Below are 19,232 nucleotides of genomic sequence, written 5' to 3'. Positions count from 1 at the left end.
GTTTCCCCATTGGATAGGCCGGCGGTTAGCCCAAGCGGCCTACGGAAGTGGTGCGCACTGGCAACATCGGGGAGTTTTCTCAAGGGTTGCTGCGGCTCGGCGGGGCTCTTTCCTTGCAATCGAGGCGCGTAGCGGGGGATGATCTTCAAGCCGCCATTTGCGGCCTGGCGTCTGGAGCGGGTTGCGTTTTTGCTTCGACTCAGCGCGCCGGGGAATGGGAATTCGCAAGTAACTATTTGTAGTCGGACAGACTGTAAGCTCTACGGCGTGGGTGCGCGAGCGGGAGTGATCGGGACGTCGAGGCCGTAGATTTACGGGAATCGTCGTGGAGACGCGGCGAGGGGGATTGGCATGATGGGAAGTCGCGTTTCGAATGATGCGGGACGTAGGCTCGTCGCCTTGAGCGCGCTGACGCTTGGCGTTGTGGCCGCCCTGTTTCATTCCTGCGATCCTGCAGCGGCCGCGGACAGGCGGGCTCCGCAGTCCGGCGGCGTCTTCGTCAGCGAGATGAGCGACGTCCAGCGCGTCCGGGTGACGATCAACAAGTCGCGCACCTTCAGGGTCGATACTGCGTTCTCGTCGATCGTTGCCGGCTCGCCTGATATCGCCGACGTCAAGTCGCTGAGCGACCATCTGATCTACGTCCAGGGCAAGCAGACCGGCACCACCAACGTCATCCTGTTCGACAGCTCGATGAAGCAGATCGGCATTCTCGATGTCGAAGTGACGCTGGATATCGGCAATCTGCAGCAGAATATCCAGGCCGGCACCGGCACGCGCGGCATTCGCGTGTCCGCGTCCGAAGGCCAGGTGGTGCTGAGCGGCATGGCCGCCGATGCGGTCGCCGCCGAGCGGGCGATGGCGATCGCCACAGGCAGTATTCCCAAGGGCAGCACCGTCGTTAATGCGATGAGCGTTGCGGCGCCGCAGCAGGTGATGCTCGAGGTGCGCTTCCTCGAGGTCAACCGCCAGGCGGGGCGTGACCTCGGCGTGAACCTCATGGCGGCCAACGCCAACGGCACCAATATTGCCAATTCGGGGCTGGGCGGCGTCGCAGCCGCTGGCCGAACTCCCATTGGCGGTATCAACACCAATCCCGGCACCTTCGGTGCCGGTGGGACTGCTGTCGGTGCTAATCCCACAGGGAGCCTTCCCGTGCTTGGAACGCTGGGGACGCTTGTCGGCTCTGCCGGCGGCGTATCCCCGGCTCCGTTCGGCAGCCTACTGACCAGCATCTTGCGAACCAGCAACGGCGCGTCGGTGGACCTTCTGATCACGGCATTGGAAACCAAGGGACTGGCGCGCCGGCTGGCGGAGCCGAATTTGACCACGCTTTCCGGTGATGCGGCGCGCTTCCTGGCCGGCGGCGAATTCCCGGTGCCGATCCCGACCCAATCGTCGAGCGGCTTCCCGACGGTGTCGATCGACTACAAGAAGTTCGGCGTCGAACTGGCCTTCGTGCCCACCGTGCTGTCGCGTGGCGTGATCAACCTTCGGGTCGAGCCTTCGGTCAGCGAACTTGATTTCTCCAATGCGGTGACGATTCAGGGAACAACGGTTCCGTCTCTGACCCGTCGCGACGCGCGCACCACGGTCGAGCTGCGCGACGGCCAGAGCTTTGCTATCGCCGGCTTGCTCCAGACCCGCAACCGGCAGGACGTCTCGCAACTGCCTTGGATCGGCTCAGTGCCCGTGCTCGGAAGCTTGTTCGGCAGCAAGTCGTACCAGCAGGAGGAAACCGACCTGGTCATTATCGTCACGCCGCGCTTGGTTGCGCCGGCGGCGCCCGGGCAGCAGCTGGCATCGCCGCTCGACTCCCGCCTGCCGGCCAACGACGTCGATTTCTTCCTCAATGGCCAGATGGAAGTTCGCAAGCGTTATGACGACTATGTCAATTCCGGCGGCGAGGTGAAGGGACCGTATGGCCACATCATCGCGCCCAACGCGGTTGCGCCTGTTCAGCGACCTGCTGCCGCCGCAGACCAGCCGGTCGTCAAAACCCTGAACTAGAGGAGGCGAGAGATGACTGTCCGATATCTGGCTCTGCTCGCACCCTTGCTGCTCGGCGGCTGCTACGGCGTGTACGGGCATGACGAGATGGACCGCTACGTCCAGCGCTCCGACACCATCACGATGAGTGCCGGCAACGCCAAGGAAGTCAACGCCGTCACCCACACGATCCACCCATGGCCGGCCTATGTCGGTGATCGCAGGATCGCGTACGACGCGCGGCGCGCGACCGGGACGGTGCAGCGCTATAGCACAAGCAGACGGCCGGTCGATCAGCTTCCCGATATGGGCGATCCGACGAAGGCGATGGGCCAACCGCCTCCTACCACCACACAGCAGATTATTACGACGGACCAGACCATCAATCAGAGCATCAACCAGACTAATAACGAAAAGAAATAATCCTGAGATGCTGAAGCAGAGGGCATTCGGATCGACGATATGACGTTAACTTCCGGCGGGGAACTTGGCAGTTGCCGGTTTGTAGGTAGTTTCACGATGATGTTTCTAGGGGTGCAAGAGATGCGCTGGAATTGGGGAACGGGGCGAGGATTGCATCGTCTCGCGCCAGCGTTGATCTGTTGCTGCTTGGCGACCGGCCTTGCCGGCTGTGACTACACCACGCGGGAAGCTGCGATCGTGGCGCCGGTGGATCCGCCTGGCGGCGATCCGGTGCAGGAGCCGACCGACGTCAAATACTATCCCTCCGATGAGCCGGTGCGGATGGGCCTGGAGCAATACAACCGCGGCAACTACGGAATCTCCCAGCGCTATTTCAAGGATGCGGTCGAGAAGGCGCCCAAGGACGTGACGGCCTGGGTCGGGCTCGCGGCGAGCTATGACAAGCTGCGCCGTTTCGATCTTGCCGATCAGGCCTATGCCCAGGCGATCCGGATCGGCGGCGAGACCGTCCAGATCCTGAACGATCAGGGCTATTCCCTGATGCTCCGCGGCAATCTGAGCGGCGCGCGGCGCAAGTTCGAGAAGGCGTATTCGCTCGATCCAGGCAACCCGGTCATCGCCAACAATCTCGAACTGCTCAACGGCAGCCGGAAATTCATCGAGCGGCCGCCGAACAATCAGCCTTAAGGACAGCCCTTCGCGACCGGCATTTTGATTCTGATGCCTCCAGGTGGCGAGCGCAGACGGCTGATCAGCACCCGAGCTTCGCATCGAGAACGGCGCCGAGAATATCAGCATAGTCATCGGTCCACCCGACCGTGAGCCTGGATCGAGGTGCGTTGGGCGCGGTCGCGTCAGCCAGCGCGGTCTGGGTGCTGATCATGTGGCGGCGCAATGTGGGCGTCGCCGTCAAGGCGGTCCGCGTCCTTCGTCACGCCGCCGTCATTGGCCAGGATACTTAAATCAAGCCGCGTTCCACTGCGCGCACCTAACCCGAAAGAGGTAGGCGAAGGGGCCCCTTGCGAGGGAATGGCATTCGAGCTCGCGTGCGCTATCGTGCCCCATCAGAGGAGGCCGAGGATGGGCCAAATCACCATGCGGCGGGTGATTGTGGACGGGTCGGAGAATTTAACAACCGGCGTCCTCCTCGATGAAGCGGGCGGCTGCGGCATCGCCGGCGGCTTGAACAATGGCCAGTTTGCTTGTCCATCGCCGCACCCATCCGGATCGAAGCGAGCCGCGCCCGTGTGCGTGATCGCGGCGTTGCTCGCGTCGGCATGGTTATCACAAGCATCGGGCGAAACCCTCCAGGTGCAGATGCGCCCAGGCAGCGACAGATCGGTACGACTGGCGCAAGCAACGAGCAGCGCGCCAAACGGATCGCGGTCGGCCGTCGAGCAGGAGCACCAGAGGGCGGAGACGCTGACGCGCGAACTCGCTGTCGCCAGGCGCGATCTCGAGACTCTGCAGGTGCGGCTGAAGGAGGCGGGCCAGGAGTCGGCTCGAGCCAGACAGGCAGCCGACAGCGAGATCGCGGAATTGCGCAAATCCCTGCAACGGGAGGGTGAGAGCGTCGACAGATCGGTGGCGGAGCGCAGTGCTGCCGAGCTGCGCAAATCGATGATGCGCGAACAATCCGAACGGATGGAGCGGGACGTTGCGAGAATGCGCGGCGATGCCGATCCGCGGGCTCCGGCGGCGGCTACGGCAAAAGACGGCGCAAGGCCGGCGACCGACAATGGCTTGGAGCTAGAAAGATCGCTGCGTCGGGAACGCGAGCGGGCCGGTCAGCTCGAGCAGGACCTTGCGGCGGCGCGGCGTGAGGTCGGGACGCAGACCGCACTGGCGACGAAGGCCCGGACCGAAGCGACTGAAGCAAGGCAGGCGGGAGAACGCGGCACGGCGGAGCTGCAGAAACGCCTGCAAGAGGAGCGCGCGCAACTGGAGCGGGATCTGGCGGCGGCGCGGCGCGAGGCCGAGACGCAGGCCGCACTGCTAGCGACGGCGCGCACCGAGGCAGCCGAAGCGAAGCAGAAGGAGGGCGGCACGACGGACCTGCAGAAGTCCGTGCAAGAGGAACGCGAGCGAGCTGCGCGACTGGAACAGGATCTTGCGGCAGCGCGGCGCGAGGTTGAGGCGAAGTCCGCGTTGGCGGCGAAGGCGTATGCTCAAGCCACCGCAGTAAGGCAGGAAGGAGAGAGGGGCACGGCGGATCTGCAAAAGTCGGTACAAGAGGAGAGCGCGAGAGCTGCGCGACTGGAACAGGATCTTGCGGCGGCGCGGCGCGAGGCCGAGACGCAGGCCGCATTGGTGACGACGGCGCGCGCGGAGGCGACCGAGGCCAGGCAGAAAGAGCGTGGCACGGCCGAACTGCAAAAGGCCGTGCAAGAGGAGCGGGAGCGAGCTACGCGACTGGAACAGGATCTTGCGGCGGCGCGGCGCGAGGTCGAGGCGAAGTCCGCATTGACGGCGAAGGCGTACGCTCAAGCCACCGCAGTAAAGCAGGAAGGAGAGGGCGGCACGGCGAATCTGCAAAAACTGGTGCAAGAAGAACGCGCGAAGGTCGGCCGGCTGGAGCAGGACCTGGCGGCGACGCAGCGCGAGGTCGAGACGCAGACCGCACTGGTCGCGAAGGTACGCTCCGAAGCGGCCGAACTGAAGCAGACTGGAGAGAAGGGCACGGAGAAGCTACAAAAGACCGCGCAAGAAGAGAGCGAGAGAGCGGCGCGGCTGGAGCAGGATCTCGCGGCAGCGCGGCGCGAGATCGAGACGCAGGCCGCAGTCGTCGTGAAGGTGCGCTCCGAAGCCGCTGAACTGAAGCAGGCAGGGGAGAGCGGAACGGCGGAGCTGCAAAAGTCCGTGCAAGAGGAGCGCGCGAGAGCCGCGCGGTTCGAACAGGATCTTGCGGCGGCACGGCGGGAAGTCGAGGCGAAGGCCGCGTTGGCGGCGAAGGCGTACGCCCAAGTCACTGCGGTAAAGCAAGAACGACAGAACGACGCGGCGGAACTGCAAAGCTCGGTGCAACAGGAGCGCGAAAAGGCCGGCCGGCTGGAGCAGGACCTGGCGGCGACGCGGCGCGAGGTCGAGGCGCAGACCGCGCTTGTAGCGAAGGTGCGGGCCGAAGCGGCCGAACTGAAGCAGGTGGGAGAGCGCGAAGCGGCGCAACTGCAAAAATCCCTGCAGCAAGCGAGCGAGAGGACCGGATGGCTGGAGCAGGAACTCGCCCTCGCGCGGAGCACGAAGGACACGCCTGTCGCCGGTCAGATTGCACAGGCCAAGCAGGTCGAGGCGGATGCGGCAGAGCCGGTCGCGGCGGAAACGGCGACAATCGCCAGCGGGCAGCGAGAATCTCCGGCGAATCCAGATGCCCAGGAGCTGGCAAGATTGGTGGCGCGCGCGAGCATGTTGCTTGGGCAGGGTGATATCGGTTCGGCGCGGATCGTGCTCGAGCGCGCCGCTGAGACTGGCAGTGCACAGGCGAGCTTCATGCTCGCTGAAACCTACGACCCACTGATCCTGCCCCAATGGGGAACTTATGGGACGCGCGGCGATGCAACGAAGGCGCGCGCTCTCTACGCGAAGGCTGAGGCCGGCGGAGTCAAGCAAGCGAAACAGCGGATCGATGCGTTGCGCCAATAGCACAGAAGGACCTGATCGACGAACAGGTTCTGCTTAGGCGGAAGCAAACCCGGGAGGAGGCCACTAGTTCGCCGTCAGCACGGCATCGACGCGACGGCTGCTTCGTGCGCTGATGATGATCGCGCCGTTGCGGATCGCAAATCTCGCGCCGACCAGTCGTGGCGCCTTCTCCGTCAGCGGCGACGGCAACGGAATCATTCCGCCGGTGACGGGATCGCCGACGTTGATCGGCGGCCCGCCGCCGGCCGCTGAAGGAGCCGCCTTGATGTATTCCCTGATCAGCTGAATCTCGTCTCGCGAGAGGTTGAGCGCAGTTTGCTCGCTGCCGGCATCGGAGGCCTTCTTGTCCGCCTCGAGCCTGTCCTGCGCCTCCTGTTGCGCGGCCTCGCGTTTTGCGGCGTCCTGCTCGAGCCGCACGAGACGTTCGCGCAACGGGACCAGCTCGCGCCGCAGCGCAGCGTTGTCCGACTTCAACGACGAGATCTGGCCGAGTGCAATTGCCGCCGCCACGCACGCAACGACCGAGATCAGGCTGAGGCATGCAACGGCCAGCCCCGTCATTCCGACGCCACTGACCGTTTTCCGATCCGGCACGTCGTCCTCGGAGCGCCGCCGCCGCGCCCGGGCAAATCGCGGCATACCGGCGCCGAGGCGTTTCACGAGGCGCGAGAGCCGGGAAGCGTTTCGGTCCGTCTCGTGAATGGAGCCAAATGCCGGCTCGGGGATGATCGGGGCAGGCGCTGTCGTTGCGCGGCTCGCGCCCAAGGCCGTGCGATCGGCAAGGCCTTGTTCCGTCACGCGAGGGACTTGCCGCTTAATCGCGTCGGGCCGTTCGACGGCAGCATCGCTGACCGCATCGCGCGGGTCGGCAGCGAGCGGCTCCACGTGCTCCGCTTGCCGCTCATCGAGCTCCTCCTCGACGGGTTCTTGCTCGTTGACTTCCTGTTCGCCGAACTCCTGCTCATTGCGTTCCTGCTCGACGCGGGACGCTTCGAGCTCGCGCCAGAGCGCGAGGCCGGAGTCCGTGATCTGAAGTCCGGCCTCGTTGATCGAAGCCCATCCGGATTGGAAGACGTCGGCGTCGCCAAGCTCTGACGATCGCTTCAACTTGGTGGCTGCATCGCCCGCCGCGATCATGCGCTTGACTTCGCGGCTGACCTCTTCGAGCGGGATCCGTTGCTCGGGTCTTGCGGCCAGTACGCTCAAGATCGCCAGATTGAACCTCATGTGGCGCCTCTCGATGCCCCGGCAACCGGTCGTGCGCTCCGCTCTCGTGCGAATGATGTACGAACCGCAAAACAGGCGGAAGCGGATCAATCATGCCGACGCGGACGAGTCAGTGAGTGAGGCGAGTGTAGCGGCTCCCTCAGAGGCAAACAATGCGCCTTCCGGTGCACGACAGATGGATAAGTCTGCCTGCGGACGAGACGCGTCGGGATGACGTCCGCCGAAGCGCCTCAGAGAAACTCGCGAAGCCTGGAGAGCTCGATCACGTGCTCGGGCGACAGCACATCCGGCACGAGGGGAGGCTGCGACTTGGTGCGGATCTCGTAGAGATGCCGGGTCTTCTCGGGCTTATCCATGAAGTCCCGGATGCATTGGTCGAGCGTTCCGTTGACGATCATATAGGGCGCGCGATCCTCTCGCCGGGCATTGCTCAGAGAGGGCCATTTGTAAAGGGACGCCGCGGCCTGGAAGTCCACCTGATGAGAGTGGTCGGTCATCCCTTGATGTCTACCTGAAAAAGCCTGTTCGTCAAACAACGCCGGCTCTCATGAGCAAGCCGGCGCAGCGGGACACGACGGCCGTGCGTCGTGATGCCCGTCTTCGGCAGAGACTGCCCGTGGACGTCGAGAGACCTGCCAACTGCCTCGCGGTGATTCCGTCGACCGAGCCGCCAACCGCCTCGAGCCTGGCACGGCGGCGACCCGCCCGACGTTCGCCGATAGATCGTCAGCGCATGCGGTCATTCCTGGTGAAGGGAGTTGAATATGTTCTTGTTTTGTTCTTTCGACTGCCGTAGCCTCCAGGAACGAGCAATCTTGGTCAGGTCAGGGATCAACGCCTTGAGATGGCAGCCGCAGCCACCATCCTTCACGCGGATCTGGATGCGTTTTACGCGTCGGTCGAGCAGCTGCTTGAGCCGTCGCTGCGAGGCAAGCCGATCGCCGTCGGAGGCGGGGTTGTGCTTGCCGCATCCTATGAGGCCAAGGCCTTCGGGGTGTATGGCGGCATGTCGGGACGGGAAGCGCGCCGGCTCTGCCCGCAACTCATTTTCGTCGGCGGCCACTTCAGCGATTACCAACGGCTGGGTGACGCAGCCATCAAGGTGATCGGCGACTTCACCCCGCTGGTCGAGCGAATTTCGATCGACGAGGCGTTTGCCGACGTTGCCGGCTGCACTCATCTGTTCGGGACGCCCGCCGAAATCGCCGCGGCGATCCGGCGCCGCGTGCGTACGGAGCTCGGCCTTGCGATCTCGGTGGGCGTCGCGCGCACCAAGCATCTGGCGAAGATCGCCTCGCAGGTCGCAAAGCCCGATGGGCTGGTCGTCGTCGATCCCGACGCCGAGCTCGGATTCCTGCACGAACTGCCGGTTGAACTGATGTGGGGAGTAGGGCCGGTCACCAGGACGCGGCTGGACGCGATCGGCGTCTCGACGATCGGTCAACTCGCCGGATTGTCGGAGCGGTCGCTGACGCGGTTGCTCGGTCCGGCGGCGGGCGAAAAACTCGCGGCGCTGGCCTGGAATCGAGATCCGCGTCAGCTCACGCCGCACCGGCGCGCGCGATCGGCAGGAGCACAGTCGGCGCTCGGCCGAAAGCCCGCGATCGAGCGAGTCATTCGGCCGACGCTGCTTCATCTCGCCGACCGCGTCGCCACGCGGCTTCGGGGGAAATCCCGCCCCGGACGAACCGTGACGGTGCGCGTTCGCTTCGCCGACCTGAAATCGGTGACACGCTCGATGACACTCGATGCGCCCGTATGCACCACGATCATCCTCGCCAGGCTCGCCGAGAAGCTGGTGCGCGCTACGCTTGCTGACCACCCGGGCGAGAAATTCATTTCGCTGCTGGCAATCTCGGTGTCGCATCTCGAGGAGCATTGGGATCTTGCGCTCGAGCTCCCGCTCGGACTGGCCGATCAGGCGCTTCGCCCTGGAAGTCCGATCGGGATGGCGCGTTGGGCCGCGGACTGTGCCATCGACAAGGTCCGCGATCGTTTTGGCTGGGATGCGATCGGGTATGGCTCGGCGGCGCTGGAGGTCGTTCGTTCGGTGCCCGACGACTTCCGCAAGTTGGCCGAGAAGGATCTCTAGCTCGTCGCCGGTTCACCGGCTTGTCATTGCATTAAGAAAACGCAATCTGGAATCGCGGGCTTGTGAGTGGTGGCCTGGCGCGCCCGGTCTATCCTGAGCACGCGGAGGGATAGCCATGAAATTCAGCTCCGAACTGATCCAGACGATGCGCGATGCGCTCGACACGGTGATGGCGAGCGTGCCGGCCGACCAACCCGTGTTCGGTCTCAAGGCGGCCGTTGCCGAATGCATCCTGCGGGCCGCGGCGCACGGCCAGACGTCGTTCGATGGACTCGTGGCGTCGGCATCCGATCAGCTGCAATCGATCATCTCGATGCTGAGCTAGCAGATCAGATCGCGCCGAGGCGTCACTGACGGCCCCAGCGCATCCGTTGAACGCCTACGATGAACCAATGCCTTGCTTTGCGATCCTGGTCAGGGCCTCGTATCCGGATGGCGTCAGGTGCAAGAGATCGCTCTTGTAATTGGCGCACGGCGTTGTGCGTCCGCATGCGATGTCGGAGGCGTCGATCGTTCTGATTCCGAGTTCCCGGCTTCTTCTGCTGAGTTCGGCATTGACGGATCCGATATTCTCGGCTGCACCCTTCATCTGCTCGCCTCGCGGAAGAATCTGGATGGAGAAAATCTTTCCGTTCGGCCAAAGCGACCTGATCTCGTCAAACAGCTTTTGATAGGATTCCATCACGCCGCACGGTTTGTCGAGATAGATGTTGTTGGTTCCGACCAGCACGACGATGGACTTCGGCTTGATTTTTCGCAGCCGCTCGCGCTCGTGTTCGATGAACCAGAGCGTGTTCTGAATCCTGTCGCGTCCGACGCCGAGGTTGGCCACCGGCCCGGCGCCGAGCGAGGCCGATAGTTCCCTCGGCCACGCCTCAACCAGCGAGTCGCCGAGCATTACCGTCGAGACATCGCCGGACAAGCCTGACACATTTCTCTCATATTTGCGCAGGGCATCGGCATTGTCCGGCATCGCGGCCGTTACGGCGAACTGCGTGTCGGTTTTGTCGCATGCAGCTCTCGAACTCTGCGCGCGTCCCGCCGATGGTAGACACAGCGCCGCGACAATTGATAACGTTGCCGCGACAAAGACGATTGACGCGGTGTTGCGGAGTTCTCCATCGTGCGTTTTCGATGTCATTGCGCGGTTCCATCTGAGGATAGTCAATCTGATGTCGCTGAGCATTTCGATCCTGGGACAGTCAAACAGCATCCTGAAGGCAGGCTTTTTCCAGAAGTTTCTGGACGCCGATGCCACAATCGAAGTGAAATCGGCAGGACGGATCGGTGCATCTCCGTCCTTGCTCGGTCCGTACTTCGCCCAGGACGACTTCTTCAAGGGTTCGGAGTTTTGCATCGTCGATACATGCGTGATCGATTTTTCGCTGCTTTCCGCTAATGCGATCGACTACTACGATGTGGTGAAGTGGCTCGAGTGGATTGGGCATTCCGCCAAACGCGCCAATTGCGAGCCGGTTTTCGTTTGCATACCGGTGAGCGACATCAACGCATCAAGGACCATCATCTCCGCCTGCATCTCCGTCTGCCAGAAGCAGGACTGGTACTACCTCGATGTCCGGGACGTCATTGCCGCCGTCGCCAAGTCCAAGAACGTGGACGCCAAGGAACTCTATGCAGACGGCAGTCACCCGGCCGAGTTCCTGTCGGGCGTGATAGCGACCCACCTTGGCAATTTCTTGACTAAGATAAGAACGGCTGAGACTGCAAAGTGCAAACGCACGTTTGCATTCACGGCTTACGAGCGCGTGCCTCTCAAGGATCAAATACTGGGCACGGCAGTCGAGTATTCGTCGAGGTTGATCGCGTTTTCGGGTGTCCGGCTGGAACTCGGCGAGACGCACCCGATCTACATCGGGTCGGATGCATCCATCCGCGGCCTCATGGTGAACTCGGCGGCCTGCAAAAGCGTGCTGTCGATCGAGGGAGACAGGACCTTCCACAAGAACTTGCGCCTCAAGCCCTATCATCCGACCAACTTCGAGGCGCGGCTCATTCCGATCTGCAGGCCAATTCGAGACCATCAGGGAATAGTCAGGCTATCGCTGACGAACCAGGATGTCTCCATGAGCGATGTTACGCTGCACAGCTCGAAAGAGGGGAATGACGAGGGCTTCATCGAAGTTGCCGATCTCGTCGTCGAGCGAGGATACGACCTGGTGACCTACACCACCACGCGACCCGCCGATCCGGCTTCGATCAGATGGATGCCCGATTAATGGATTCGTGTGATCCAATGGGGCGCCCGGCTGATTGAAACTGGCCATGGGCGTGTGCACTGCTAAGCGCACACCGGGCAGCGCTGTGCGATCGGGATCGGATTTTGACCGGCATGGCGCGTCCCTGCTGCGATACCGATTCCCGTCTTCTGCAACCGCATTGTAATGCTTTGAATCTACTTGACTATCTGTGATTCGGGTCCAGCCAGGCAGGCGGATTTCTGGAGCCTGGATCACGCGCGGCGGAGCCGCGCGGAACCGATCCGGTCTAGGCAGCCTCAGGACGTATGAATGACGGCCTGCCGAAGAAGAGGGTGTCTTGCTCCTGGCGCAGCGCATCGCACATTCGGCCCGCCGGAATCTCGACGTCGTCGTATCCGAGCACCTGGTCCCGCGCAACGTTCCGCCGGAGACGACAACCTTCGGCGAGACCGATCGGAAGAAGGTGCTCGGCGTGAGCGACCTGCGCGTTCTCGCACAAGCCGTAGGTCATGTAGTGCCCGAGCCCGTCGATGATCTCGCCAGCCCTGAGATCCCTCTTGGCGGCTGCAACCACGTCGACATACGGCGCGCCGAGTGGAGTGATGGCTGCATCCCGGAAGATCGCCGCGCGAGCAACCGTGAACGGGACTTCAAAGTGACAAAGATGATAGGGCCAGTAGAAGCAATAGAGCGGGCCTGCTCCCATTTTGTAGAGCGACAGGTAGTGCTTCTCGACCGTATCGTTCGTCGTCCCAAGTACGAATATGCCTGGGTTTGGCATGGCTCCCACACAGTAATCCACGATGCCGGGACCCTCGAGAAGCTCATCGAGCGGGTACCAATTGACCGCTTCCTGGATCGGGGTGCCGGCCTCGACGACCGGACCGTGCATTCCGCGCCTCGCGACCCGCATGCCTGTTGCATTGGCGACGATCGCGTTCTCGAACGATATCTTGGTGCCGTCTGCGAAGGACGTGACCATCGGGGCCTTCATCCCCCAACGTTTGGCAAACCCCTCCTGGGTCGTTGGATTGCGGTATGGGTCGTGCAGACCTTTGATGTTCCCGCAGAGCACGGGTCTAATACCCAATCCCTTCACCCACCGGTACAGATTCATGATGACGCCTGGCTGGTCACCTTCCGTGTTCGTGATGACGACTCCGGCGCGGTCGGCATAGGTCTTCAGAATTGGGCCGAGAGTGCCGTCGAGTTCGGCGTTCATCATGACGACGTGCTTGGTTCGGGCGATCGCCTGCATCACCACACCGGCCGCGAATTCGATCGTGCCGGTAACCTCGAGAATCACGTCGATCCCATCAGCGTTGCAAAGAAGCATCGGATCGTCGGTGATCGCGCGCCGGCCCCGGGCGATGCAGTCGTCCAGTTCGTCCACGCGGCGCACTTCTGTGACGTTGCTCTCGCCGGATTCGGCGTACGCCTTGCGGGCTTCCTCGAGGTGACGGTTGCAAATCGCAGCGAGTTCGATGCCCTTGGTGTACTGCAGCATCTGACGCGCGATGCCTTTGGCCATGAACCCGGCGCCCACCATTCCCACCCTGATCGGGGTGCCGGTCCGTTGCAGCCGCTCGAGCTCGCGGTCGACGATGAACATGCTATCTACCTCTCATCGGCGGCTGCGACGAGCCGGCGCTCGTCTACAAAATCAGGCCAGCTGCGGTCCTTTTCCGAGATGACGACGGGCTCGGCGGGCCACGCGATGCGAAACGCGGGATCATTCCAGCGCAGACCCCGCTCAGCGGTCGGCGTGTAGAATTCGGATACGAGATACGTGACCTCCGTCTCGTCCACGAGCGTCAAAAAGGCGTTCGCGCACCCTTTCGGGACGAGGAGCATGCGGTAGTTTTCGGCACTAAGCTCGACCGCGATGTGACGCATGAACGTTGGCGAGTCAGGCCGCAGATCGAGCATCACGTCGTGCACGGCGCCGCGAACGCAGCGCAGAAGCTTGGCTTCCTGATAGGGAGCAACCTGGTAGTGGAAGCCACGCAAGGTGTGCTTTTTGCGGTTGAAGGAGATATTCATCTGGGCGATCTGGCTGGGCAGGTCGTGATCGCCGAACTCCTGACTGCACCAGCCACGGGCAAAAAAGCCGCGGTCGTCGGCTCGCTTTTCGAGCTCTACCGTACAGGCGCCCGCAATTTCGGTGGTCTTGAAAATCATCGAATCCTCCAAGACCAGCGTCACCCGGCCGGGTAAAGCACCCGTGAGCCATGGACCTCGTACCCTAGCGACACCAGGGGAAGGTCCGAGAGCGCCTGACGCACCCGCTCGCGCTTCTCCGGCTTCACGATGAACATGAGGAAGCCGCCACCGCCAGCACCGCAGAGTTTGCCACCTTCGGCACCTGCCTCGAGGGCCCGCGTGTAATAGCGATCGATCTCGGAGGTGGTGATCTTGGAAGCAAGACCTCGTTTCAGCGTCCAGCCGCGGTGAAGAGCCTCGCCCACCTGCTCGAGCCCGATCTGTTGACCGGAGCAGAGCGAACGAAACTCAAAGGCGTCGTTGCGCATGTGGCGCAGAACGTCCAGGTTTCTCGACGTGTTGCTCCTCTGCTCGGTGAGTACCGAGGCGGCAGGGCGCTGATGACCGGTCCAAAACATCATGATGTTGCTGAACAGGTAAGCAACAGAGCCGCTTCGGGCTGGCTGCGGCTCGACCGTCACGCGGCCGCCGCGCCCGAAGCGGAGCAGATTCAGGCCGCCGAACGCTGCGGCGTATTGGTCCTGCTTGCCGATCGGCTCCTTGAGAAGTTCCATCTCGATATAGCAGGCCTCCTCAGCCAGTTGGCCGGCGGTGACGCGCTCGCCGCGGAAGGCATGGAGCGCGTGGAGCAATCCCACTGCAAAGGCGCTCGATCCGCCCATGCCGGTGGAGGCCGGCATGTCGGCGACGGTGCTGATGAAAATCGGAGGCTCGATGTTGAGAAACTTGAGGCACTCACGGGCAATATTGTTGTCGATCTCCTCGATCGTATTGACCTGCTCGGTGCGCGAGTAGTTGAGTCGGATCGGCTCGTTGAAGAGGTGGCTGTGACGCTTCACGGTGACGTAGACGTATTTATCAACGGCCGCGCTGAGCACGGCGCCTTCCTCGACCTCGTAGAATTCCGGTAAATCGGTGCCGCCTCCTGCAAAGCTGACGCGGAGCGGGGTCCGTGTCATGACGATATCGGTGGGACGCCAGCTGGCGTAAGTGGGGCGGAGCCGCTCCGTGTCCGGGACGACCGATGCATGCTCGAGTTCCCGCGTCGATAGAGTTTCCACTGCGCTCGGCCTCCCAGCCTGTCGAGCCTCAGGCCCGGTTTCGACTCACGTTGGCTGTGATCTCGGTCCACCTCAGCGACTCGTCGACCGATCCGCTGTCGAGCAGATGCCGCAACCAGCTCAGACGCGTAAAACGCTTGTCCCTGAATGCGTCATGCCTCAGGCCGATTCGTTGAAACGCGGTATAGAGCTCCCTCGCTCCGTCCGTGGCCGTCCATCGGAAGCTGAATCCCGGAAAGGTTCGCTTGAACTTGGCAAAATCCGCCTTGTAGGTGCGCTGATCGGCTCCGGGTTGCGGTACGCTCGCGAGTTCGCAGCCGGGAACGCTTTGCGCTGCAATCTGCCCGAGATCGCGGATCTGGTGGTTGAGTTTGTCGGCACCGACGTTGAAGGCCTGGTTGTGGACAGCCTCCAGCGGCGCCTCGAGCACCGCCTGAAACGCGCGCGCAACGTCCTGGACATGGACGACTGGCCGCCACGGCGTGCCGTCACTCTGGATCACAATGCGGCCAGTCGTGAAGGCGTTGCCCATGAAATCGTTGAGGACCGTGTCGAACCGCATCCGCGGCGATAGGCCGTAGACGGTCCCGTTGCGGCAAAACGTCGGAGAGAAACGATCGTCGGCGAGGGCGCGCAGCGCCGTCTCCGCTTCGACCTTGGAGCGAGCGTATTCGGTGCGCGGCGCGAGCGGTGCATTCTCGTCGACGACTGCCGCCTCAGAGGTCCCGTACATGATGCAGGACGATGAGAAAATGAAACGCGGGACACCCGCCAGCTTCGCCAGCTTCGCGAGCCGGATTGTTCCCTGCGAGTTGATCTCCCGCGTCCAGGCTTCGTTCAAATTGCCGATCGGATCGTTGCTAAGTGCCGCCAGATGAATCACCGCGTCGAAACCGGTGAGTTCCTTGGCGGTAACTTCGCGTAGGTCCTGATGGATCGTCGGGACCTCGGCGAGGTCGGGGACGAGTGTACAGGCAGAGAAATATCCGGTGTCGAGACCGACCACGTCGAAGCCCTGGCGCTGGAGCCAGGGCGCCATGACCGATCCGATATAGCCATTGTTGCCGGTGATCAGGATCCGCTTGTTGTCAGGCATATTCCGGGGTTCCGTTCAGCATTTGCCGGGTGAGGTCGAGGAGCGAATAGTCATCGGTCACGCGCTGGAAGGGACAGTCGGCCGCGGCCGCTGCCGCAGCGTCGCGCTCATCGTCGCCAACGAATGGCGTGCGCGTGAGGTCGAGCTGGAAGTCACGTTGCGCCTGGTAAAGGAGACCGGGTTTCGGCTTGCGGCACTCGCAGCCGTCTTCCCAACCGTGCGGACAGTAATATATCGCGTCGATCGAGCCTCCCGCCTGCGAGACGTCCCGCTTCATGCGGTCGTGTACGGCGTCGAGGTCGGCCTCGCTCATGACGCCACGGCCGATGCCGGGCTGGTTCGAGGCGATGATTGTGCGGTAGCCCCGGTCGTGCAGCAGCCGGAGTGCTTCGAGAGAGCCGGGGCACCACGCCCACTCATTCCAGTTCCGTACGTATTGCGCTTGCGGCGGCTTGCGGTTGAGCACGCCGTCGCGATCGAGGATTACGGTCGGCTTGCGGCGCATGAAGGCTTCCGTCGCCGGCAGGCGGTCCAGCGAGCCGACGCTGTAATAGCGGTGATCGCTGGAATAGGCCGTGAGCCGCCCTTGTCGAGCGAGTGGTGTATAGATCGCCTCCTCGAGCAGTGTGTCCTGCTCCGGTAGCAACGCGAGGGCGAGGTCTGTCAGGATCGCGTAACTGATTTCGACCTGCTCAAGCCCGGGCGTCACGCGCAAACGATCGAATACGCTCACATGACCGTCGTGGTCGAGCAGGGCGCTGCCCCGGGAGTAACGATCCTTGTTGCTATAGACGGTGATCAAGCCGGGCTTCCCGGCTTCGCAGAATCGCGCCCACAGCCGGTCCATCTGCATCGGCCAGTAGTTGTCGCAGTACAGCAGCAGGAAGCAGGGATCGATCATGTGCCGAGCAGTCGCTACCCGGCTGCTGGTCAGTTGGTCGGGTTCCGTTACCGAGTACTCGATGTGCACGCCCCAGTCGCGACCATCGCCGAAATGGTTCTGCACGACCTCGGGCAAATACCCGAGGAGGATCAGGACTCGTTCAAAACCCTGGTCGCGCAATTGCTCGATCTGGTACTCCAGGAAAGGGCGCCCGAGAACCGGCACCATCGGCTTCGGCCGATCGTTCGTGATCGGCCGCATACGCGTTCCGCGGCCGCCGGCAAGGATGACCGCCTGCGTCGGCCGATCATAGATCCGGCCTTCGATACGCGCTTGGCGGGACGTGCCGTCGAGGGCGGCCATCAGTTGAGACCTGGTCTGTCGGCAACGAGACACCTTGTGACCGCGTGACAGATCGCCGAATGGACGTCCTCGACGAGCTCGTACTTGCCCTTCTCGGTCTCGACGCACACCGGCTCATCGACGAGACCCCTCAGCGCGCCGCCGTCAAACCCGAGTAGCGCGGCGGTAGTGAGCTTCTGCCTCCGCGCCAGTTCGACCGCGCGAACCAGGTTCGGGGAGTTGCCGCTCGCGGATATGCAGGTCAACACATCTCCCTGGGTCGCGAAATTCTCGAGCTGGCCAGAGAATGCCCTCTCATAACCTTCGTCGTTCGATAGAGCGGAGAACCAGGACATGTTGTCAGACAGGCACATGACTTTTAACGGTCGGCAGCCCGAACGTTTGGTCGCCTTGCCGAGGTCATTGACCCAGTGCGAAGCGGTTGAAGAACTGCCGCCATTTCCGGCGATGTAAATGAACGCCCCTCGGTCGCGAGCCTCACGGAAAACATCGACAAGCCTCTGGACCGCGTGCACTTGAACTTCCGCCAGCACGCGCCGCACATTCTCAAAATGCGTTGAGATGACGTCTGATGTCTGCGATGGTGTTGAAATCACCGGTTGCACATGTGGTGATTCAGACCAAATCGTGCGCATACGCCCGGCTCTCCAAGGTGAACAACGGCTCAAACCTCTGGACGTATTAGACGCCAGTTCTTGCCGCGCGACATTCACTCTTTGGGGGTAGGCCGGATGGCGACCAAATATCATTGGTCGCGAGGAGGATGTTTCCACGCTTTCCTGGTGACGGAAGGCACGGGCACCTCAAGCTGTGCGTCACGCCGGCAAGGGCGACATCGCAGCGGCTGCGACTTCTCTGAGCCGGGACTTGCGATCGTGGAGTTGCGGGAGCGGCTCCATTCCGATAGCAGACAAGATGTGTTCCCAGCGATAGACCCAATCGTGCCGCAGCAAGCTACCCACGGCGTTCGTTCGCCGAATGCGCGCTATTCGCTCCGGCTGCGCATCCAGTTCGTCGATCACGGCAGCGATGTCGCCGGTCTCCGGAGAGACCTCAATCACGGCATCCGGCCAGTCGAAGTGCTCTTTGAACTCGGCGCATTGCGGCGCGTTTCCAAGGATGACGGCGCCCCCGGCGGCGCCCTCGAACAGACGTGACGGAAGGACCTGCTCACCCGCGATCTTGTGCGAGTTTAGACTCGCCACTGCCGCGGGATTGAAGCCCATGAAGTAACGGGTGCGCTTGATAGTATTGGCAAGAAGCAATCGATGTTCCCGCCAATCCTTGACCTGAGAGTTGCCGCTCGAGAGCGAGTCATACAGATAGAAGAGGTTGCGACGTTCAGCCAGCGCCAGCAACTGCCGATGTGGTCCCGACGCGCGATTGCCCATCGAATATACATCGACGACCCGCTCGGGGGACGACGGATACGGTGTGGCAATCAGGCAATCGACGCCGGTCGCCAGAAAGGAACAGGAAGCGGCCGTGTATTTGGAAAGGCGTGCAACGCTTGCGCTGTGAAGCAGAAACACGTGGTCGAACTGGTCCAACAGTCTCAGGTATTGGCGATCCTCTTCGAGTGTGCTGGACCAGAGCTCGATCAGATATGCGACGGCGATCTTGCAGCGACCGCGCCAATTTTGGATGCGCGAGAGCTCAACGAAGCTTTGCGGGCTCCAGGCCACAAAGAAGAAGACGTCGTAGTTCTGCTCGAGTTCGACCCGCTCAATCGTCGGCGCGTTCTTTAGTCCGAGCCCCTTGCGAACACCGTTGACCAGCCTGTTGAAGTCGCGCTGCACACTCTGGTTGTCGTGAGGTGGCAGGATGCCACTGAGATGTTTCGTCAGGTAGTTGTCGATGCCAGGTGCGACGAGGTCTGCATGATCGCACTCGGTGACGATACGGCAGAACTCGTAGGACGATGCGAAATGGGCCCGATCTTTCGCGTTGAAGTCGGAAGCAACGAGGATTCGTCTCTTCAAGGATCAGGTCCTCCATTTACCTTCTAGCCAGCTGG

General features: G+C 62.5%; 17 protein-coding genes. 7 read left to right on the top strand and 10 right to left on the bottom strand.

Annotation, left to right across the window (positions count from 1 at the left end; translation table 11 throughout):
• The first annotated feature begins 351 nt into the window (after positions 1-351).
• From CO675_RS14830 to CO675_RS14815, 4 genes are all read left to right on the top strand, one after another.
• Entirely contained in the window at positions 352-2,010 is a 1,659-nt protein-coding gene (locus CO675_RS14830; RefSeq protein WP_097672636.1) for a type II and III secretion system protein family protein, read from the top strand.
• Between the two features lie 12 nt (positions 2,011-2,022).
• Positions 2,023-2,412 (top strand): hypothetical protein, encoded by a 390-nt coding sequence (locus CO675_RS14825; protein WP_097672635.1) that lies wholly within the window; start codon positions 2,023-2,025, stop codon positions 2,410-2,412.
• A 150-nt stretch (positions 2,413-2,562) separates the two neighbouring features.
• Positions 2,563-3,099, top strand: a complete 537-nt coding sequence (locus tag CO675_RS14820) for a tetratricopeptide repeat protein (RefSeq protein ID WP_502693383.1) — start codon at positions 2,563-2,565, stop codon at positions 3,097-3,099.
• A 393-nt stretch (positions 3,100-3,492) separates the two neighbouring features.
• On the top strand, positions 3,493-6,051 hold the full coding sequence (locus tag CO675_RS14815; RefSeq protein ID WP_097672633.1) for a hypothetical protein: 2,559 nt from the start codon (positions 3,493-3,495) through the stop codon (positions 6,049-6,051).
• 63 nt (positions 6,052-6,114) lie between these two features.
• On the opposite strand, the gene CO675_RS14810 is transcribed toward CO675_RS14815, so the two are convergent.
• Positions 6,115-7,368: a hypothetical protein gene (locus CO675_RS14810; protein ID WP_143279013.1), complete on the bottom strand. Its 1,254-nt coding sequence runs from the start codon at positions 7,366-7,368 to the stop codon at positions 6,115-6,117.
• Between the two features lie 140 nt (positions 7,369-7,508).
• On the bottom strand, positions 7,509-7,775 hold the full coding sequence (locus CO675_RS14805) for a hypothetical protein (protein WP_097672631.1): 267 nt from the start codon (positions 7,773-7,775) through the stop codon (positions 7,509-7,511).
• Positions 7,776-8,122: 347 nt separating this feature from the next.
• Here CO675_RS14805 and dinB point away from each other — a divergent pair, with 347 nt between their 5' ends.
• Both dinB and CO675_RS14795 read left to right on the top strand, forming a co-directional pair.
• Positions 8,123-9,370 carry a DNA polymerase IV gene (gene dinB / locus CO675_RS14800; protein WP_097672630.1) on the top strand — a complete coding sequence of 416 codons (1,248 nt, stop codon included), beginning with the start codon at positions 8,123-8,125 and terminating at the stop codon, positions 9,368-9,370.
• A 115-nt stretch (positions 9,371-9,485) separates the two neighbouring features.
• Positions 9,486-9,695, top strand: a complete 210-nt coding sequence (locus tag CO675_RS14795; protein ID WP_097672629.1) for a hypothetical protein — start codon at positions 9,486-9,488, stop codon at positions 9,693-9,695.
• A gap of 54 nt (positions 9,696-9,749) precedes the next feature.
• Here CO675_RS14795 and CO675_RS14790 read toward each other — a convergent pair whose 3' ends face one another.
• Positions 9,750-10,511 (bottom strand): SGNH/GDSL hydrolase family protein, encoded by a 762-nt coding sequence (locus tag CO675_RS14790; protein ID WP_158231250.1) that lies wholly within the window; start codon positions 10,509-10,511, stop codon positions 9,750-9,752.
• A gap of 31 nt (positions 10,512-10,542) precedes the next feature.
• Between CO675_RS14790 and CO675_RS14785 the strand changes: the two genes are divergently transcribed.
• Positions 10,543-11,607 (top strand): hypothetical protein, encoded by a 1,065-nt coding sequence (locus tag CO675_RS14785; RefSeq protein ID WP_158231249.1) that lies wholly within the window; start codon positions 10,543-10,545, stop codon positions 11,605-11,607.
• Between the two features lie 268 nt (positions 11,608-11,875).
• Here CO675_RS14785 and CO675_RS14780 read toward each other — a convergent pair whose 3' ends face one another.
• The 7 genes from CO675_RS14780 to CO675_RS14750 form a co-directional block, all read right to left on the bottom strand.
• A complete protein-coding gene (locus CO675_RS14780) occupies positions 11,876-13,201 on the bottom strand; it encodes an NAD(P)H-dependent oxidoreductase (protein ID WP_097672626.1) in 1,326 nt (441 codons plus the stop codon).
• Between the two features lie 5 nt (positions 13,202-13,206).
• Positions 13,207-13,770, bottom strand: coding sequence for a dTDP-4-dehydrorhamnose 3,5-epimerase family protein (locus CO675_RS14775; RefSeq protein ID WP_097672681.1), 564 nt, complete (start codon positions 13,768-13,770; stop codon positions 13,207-13,209).
• A 20-nt stretch (positions 13,771-13,790) separates the two neighbouring features.
• Positions 13,791-14,771, bottom strand: coding sequence for a GHMP family kinase ATP-binding protein (locus CO675_RS14770; RefSeq protein ID WP_097672625.1), 981 nt, complete (start codon positions 14,769-14,771; stop codon positions 13,791-13,793).
• A 130-nt stretch (positions 14,772-14,901) separates the two neighbouring features.
• A complete protein-coding gene (locus tag CO675_RS14765) occupies positions 14,902-15,969 on the bottom strand; it encodes an NAD-dependent epimerase/dehydratase family protein (protein WP_097672624.1) in 1,068 nt (355 codons plus the stop codon).
• Positions 15,962-17,215 carry an HAD-IIIA family hydrolase gene (locus tag CO675_RS14760; protein ID WP_097672623.1) on the bottom strand — a complete coding sequence of 418 codons (1,254 nt, stop codon included), beginning with the start codon at positions 17,213-17,215 and terminating at the stop codon, positions 15,962-15,964. The genes CO675_RS14765 and CO675_RS14760 overlap by 8 nt, the downstream gene beginning before the upstream one ends.
• Positions 17,215-17,850 carry a D-sedoheptulose-7-phosphate isomerase gene (locus tag CO675_RS14755; RefSeq protein WP_158231248.1) on the bottom strand — a complete coding sequence of 212 codons (636 nt, stop codon included), beginning with the start codon at positions 17,848-17,850 and terminating at the stop codon, positions 17,215-17,217. Before CO675_RS14755 ends, CO675_RS14760 begins: the two co-directional genes overlap by 1 nt.
• A 180-nt stretch (positions 17,851-18,030) precedes the next feature.
• Positions 18,031-19,197 carry a glycosyltransferase family protein gene (locus CO675_RS14750; protein WP_097672621.1) on the bottom strand — a complete coding sequence of 389 codons (1,167 nt, stop codon included), beginning with the start codon at positions 19,195-19,197 and terminating at the stop codon, positions 18,031-18,033.
• Positions 19,198-19,232: the final 35 nt, after the last annotated feature.

Source organism: Bradyrhizobium sp. C9 (assembly GCF_002532045.1).
Classification (GTDB): domain Bacteria; phylum Pseudomonadota; class Alphaproteobacteria; order Rhizobiales; family Xanthobacteraceae; genus Bradyrhizobium.
This window is presented reverse-complemented; position numbering and strand designations above follow the sequence as displayed.

Bases quoted from the DNA above. Each gene is read 5' to 3' on its own strand.
- CO675_RS14830 (WP_097672636.1), top strand. From the start codon at position 352: ATGATGGGAAGTCGCGTTTCGAATGATGCGGGACGTAGGCTCGTCGCC.
- CO675_RS14825 (WP_097672635.1), top strand. From the start codon at position 2,023: ATGACTGTCCGATATCTGGCTCTGCTCGCACCCTTGCTGCTCGGCGGC.
- CO675_RS14815 (WP_097672633.1), top strand. From the start codon at position 3,493: ATGGGCCAAATCACCATGCGGCGGGTGATTGTGGACGGGTCGGAGAAT.
- CO675_RS14805 (WP_097672631.1), bottom strand. From the start codon at position 7,775: ATGACCGACCACTCTCATCAGGTGGACTTCCAGGCCGCGGCGTCCCTT.
- dinB (WP_097672630.1), top strand. From the start codon at position 8,123: ATGGCAGCCGCAGCCACCATCCTTCACGCGGATCTGGATGCGTTTTAC.
- CO675_RS14795 (WP_097672629.1), top strand. From the start codon at position 9,486: ATGAAATTCAGCTCCGAACTGATCCAGACGATGCGCGATGCGCTCGAC.
- CO675_RS14790 (WP_158231250.1), bottom strand. From the start codon at position 10,511: ATGACATCGAAAACGCACGATGGAGAACTCCGCAACACCGCGTCAATC.
- CO675_RS14785 (WP_158231249.1), top strand. From the start codon at position 10,543: ATGTCGCTGAGCATTTCGATCCTGGGACAGTCAAACAGCATCCTGAAG.
- CO675_RS14780 (WP_097672626.1), bottom strand. From the start codon at position 13,201: ATGTTCATCGTCGACCGCGAGCTCGAGCGGCTGCAACGGACCGGCACC.
- CO675_RS14775 (WP_097672681.1), bottom strand. From the start codon at position 13,770: ATGATTTTCAAGACCACCGAAATTGCGGGCGCCTGTACGGTAGAGCTC.
- CO675_RS14770 (WP_097672625.1), bottom strand. From the start codon at position 14,771: ATGACACGGACCCCGCTCCGCGTCAGCTTTGCAGGAGGCGGCACCGAT.
- CO675_RS14765 (WP_097672624.1), bottom strand. From the start codon at position 15,969: ATGCCTGACAACAAGCGGATCCTGATCACCGGCAACAATGGCTATATC.
- CO675_RS14760 (WP_097672623.1), bottom strand. From the start codon at position 17,215: ATGGCCGCCCTCGACGGCACGTCCCGCCAAGCGCGTATCGAAGGCCGG.
- CO675_RS14755 (WP_158231248.1), bottom strand. From the start codon at position 17,850: ATGCGCACGATTTGGTCTGAATCACCACATGTGCAACCGGTGATTTCA.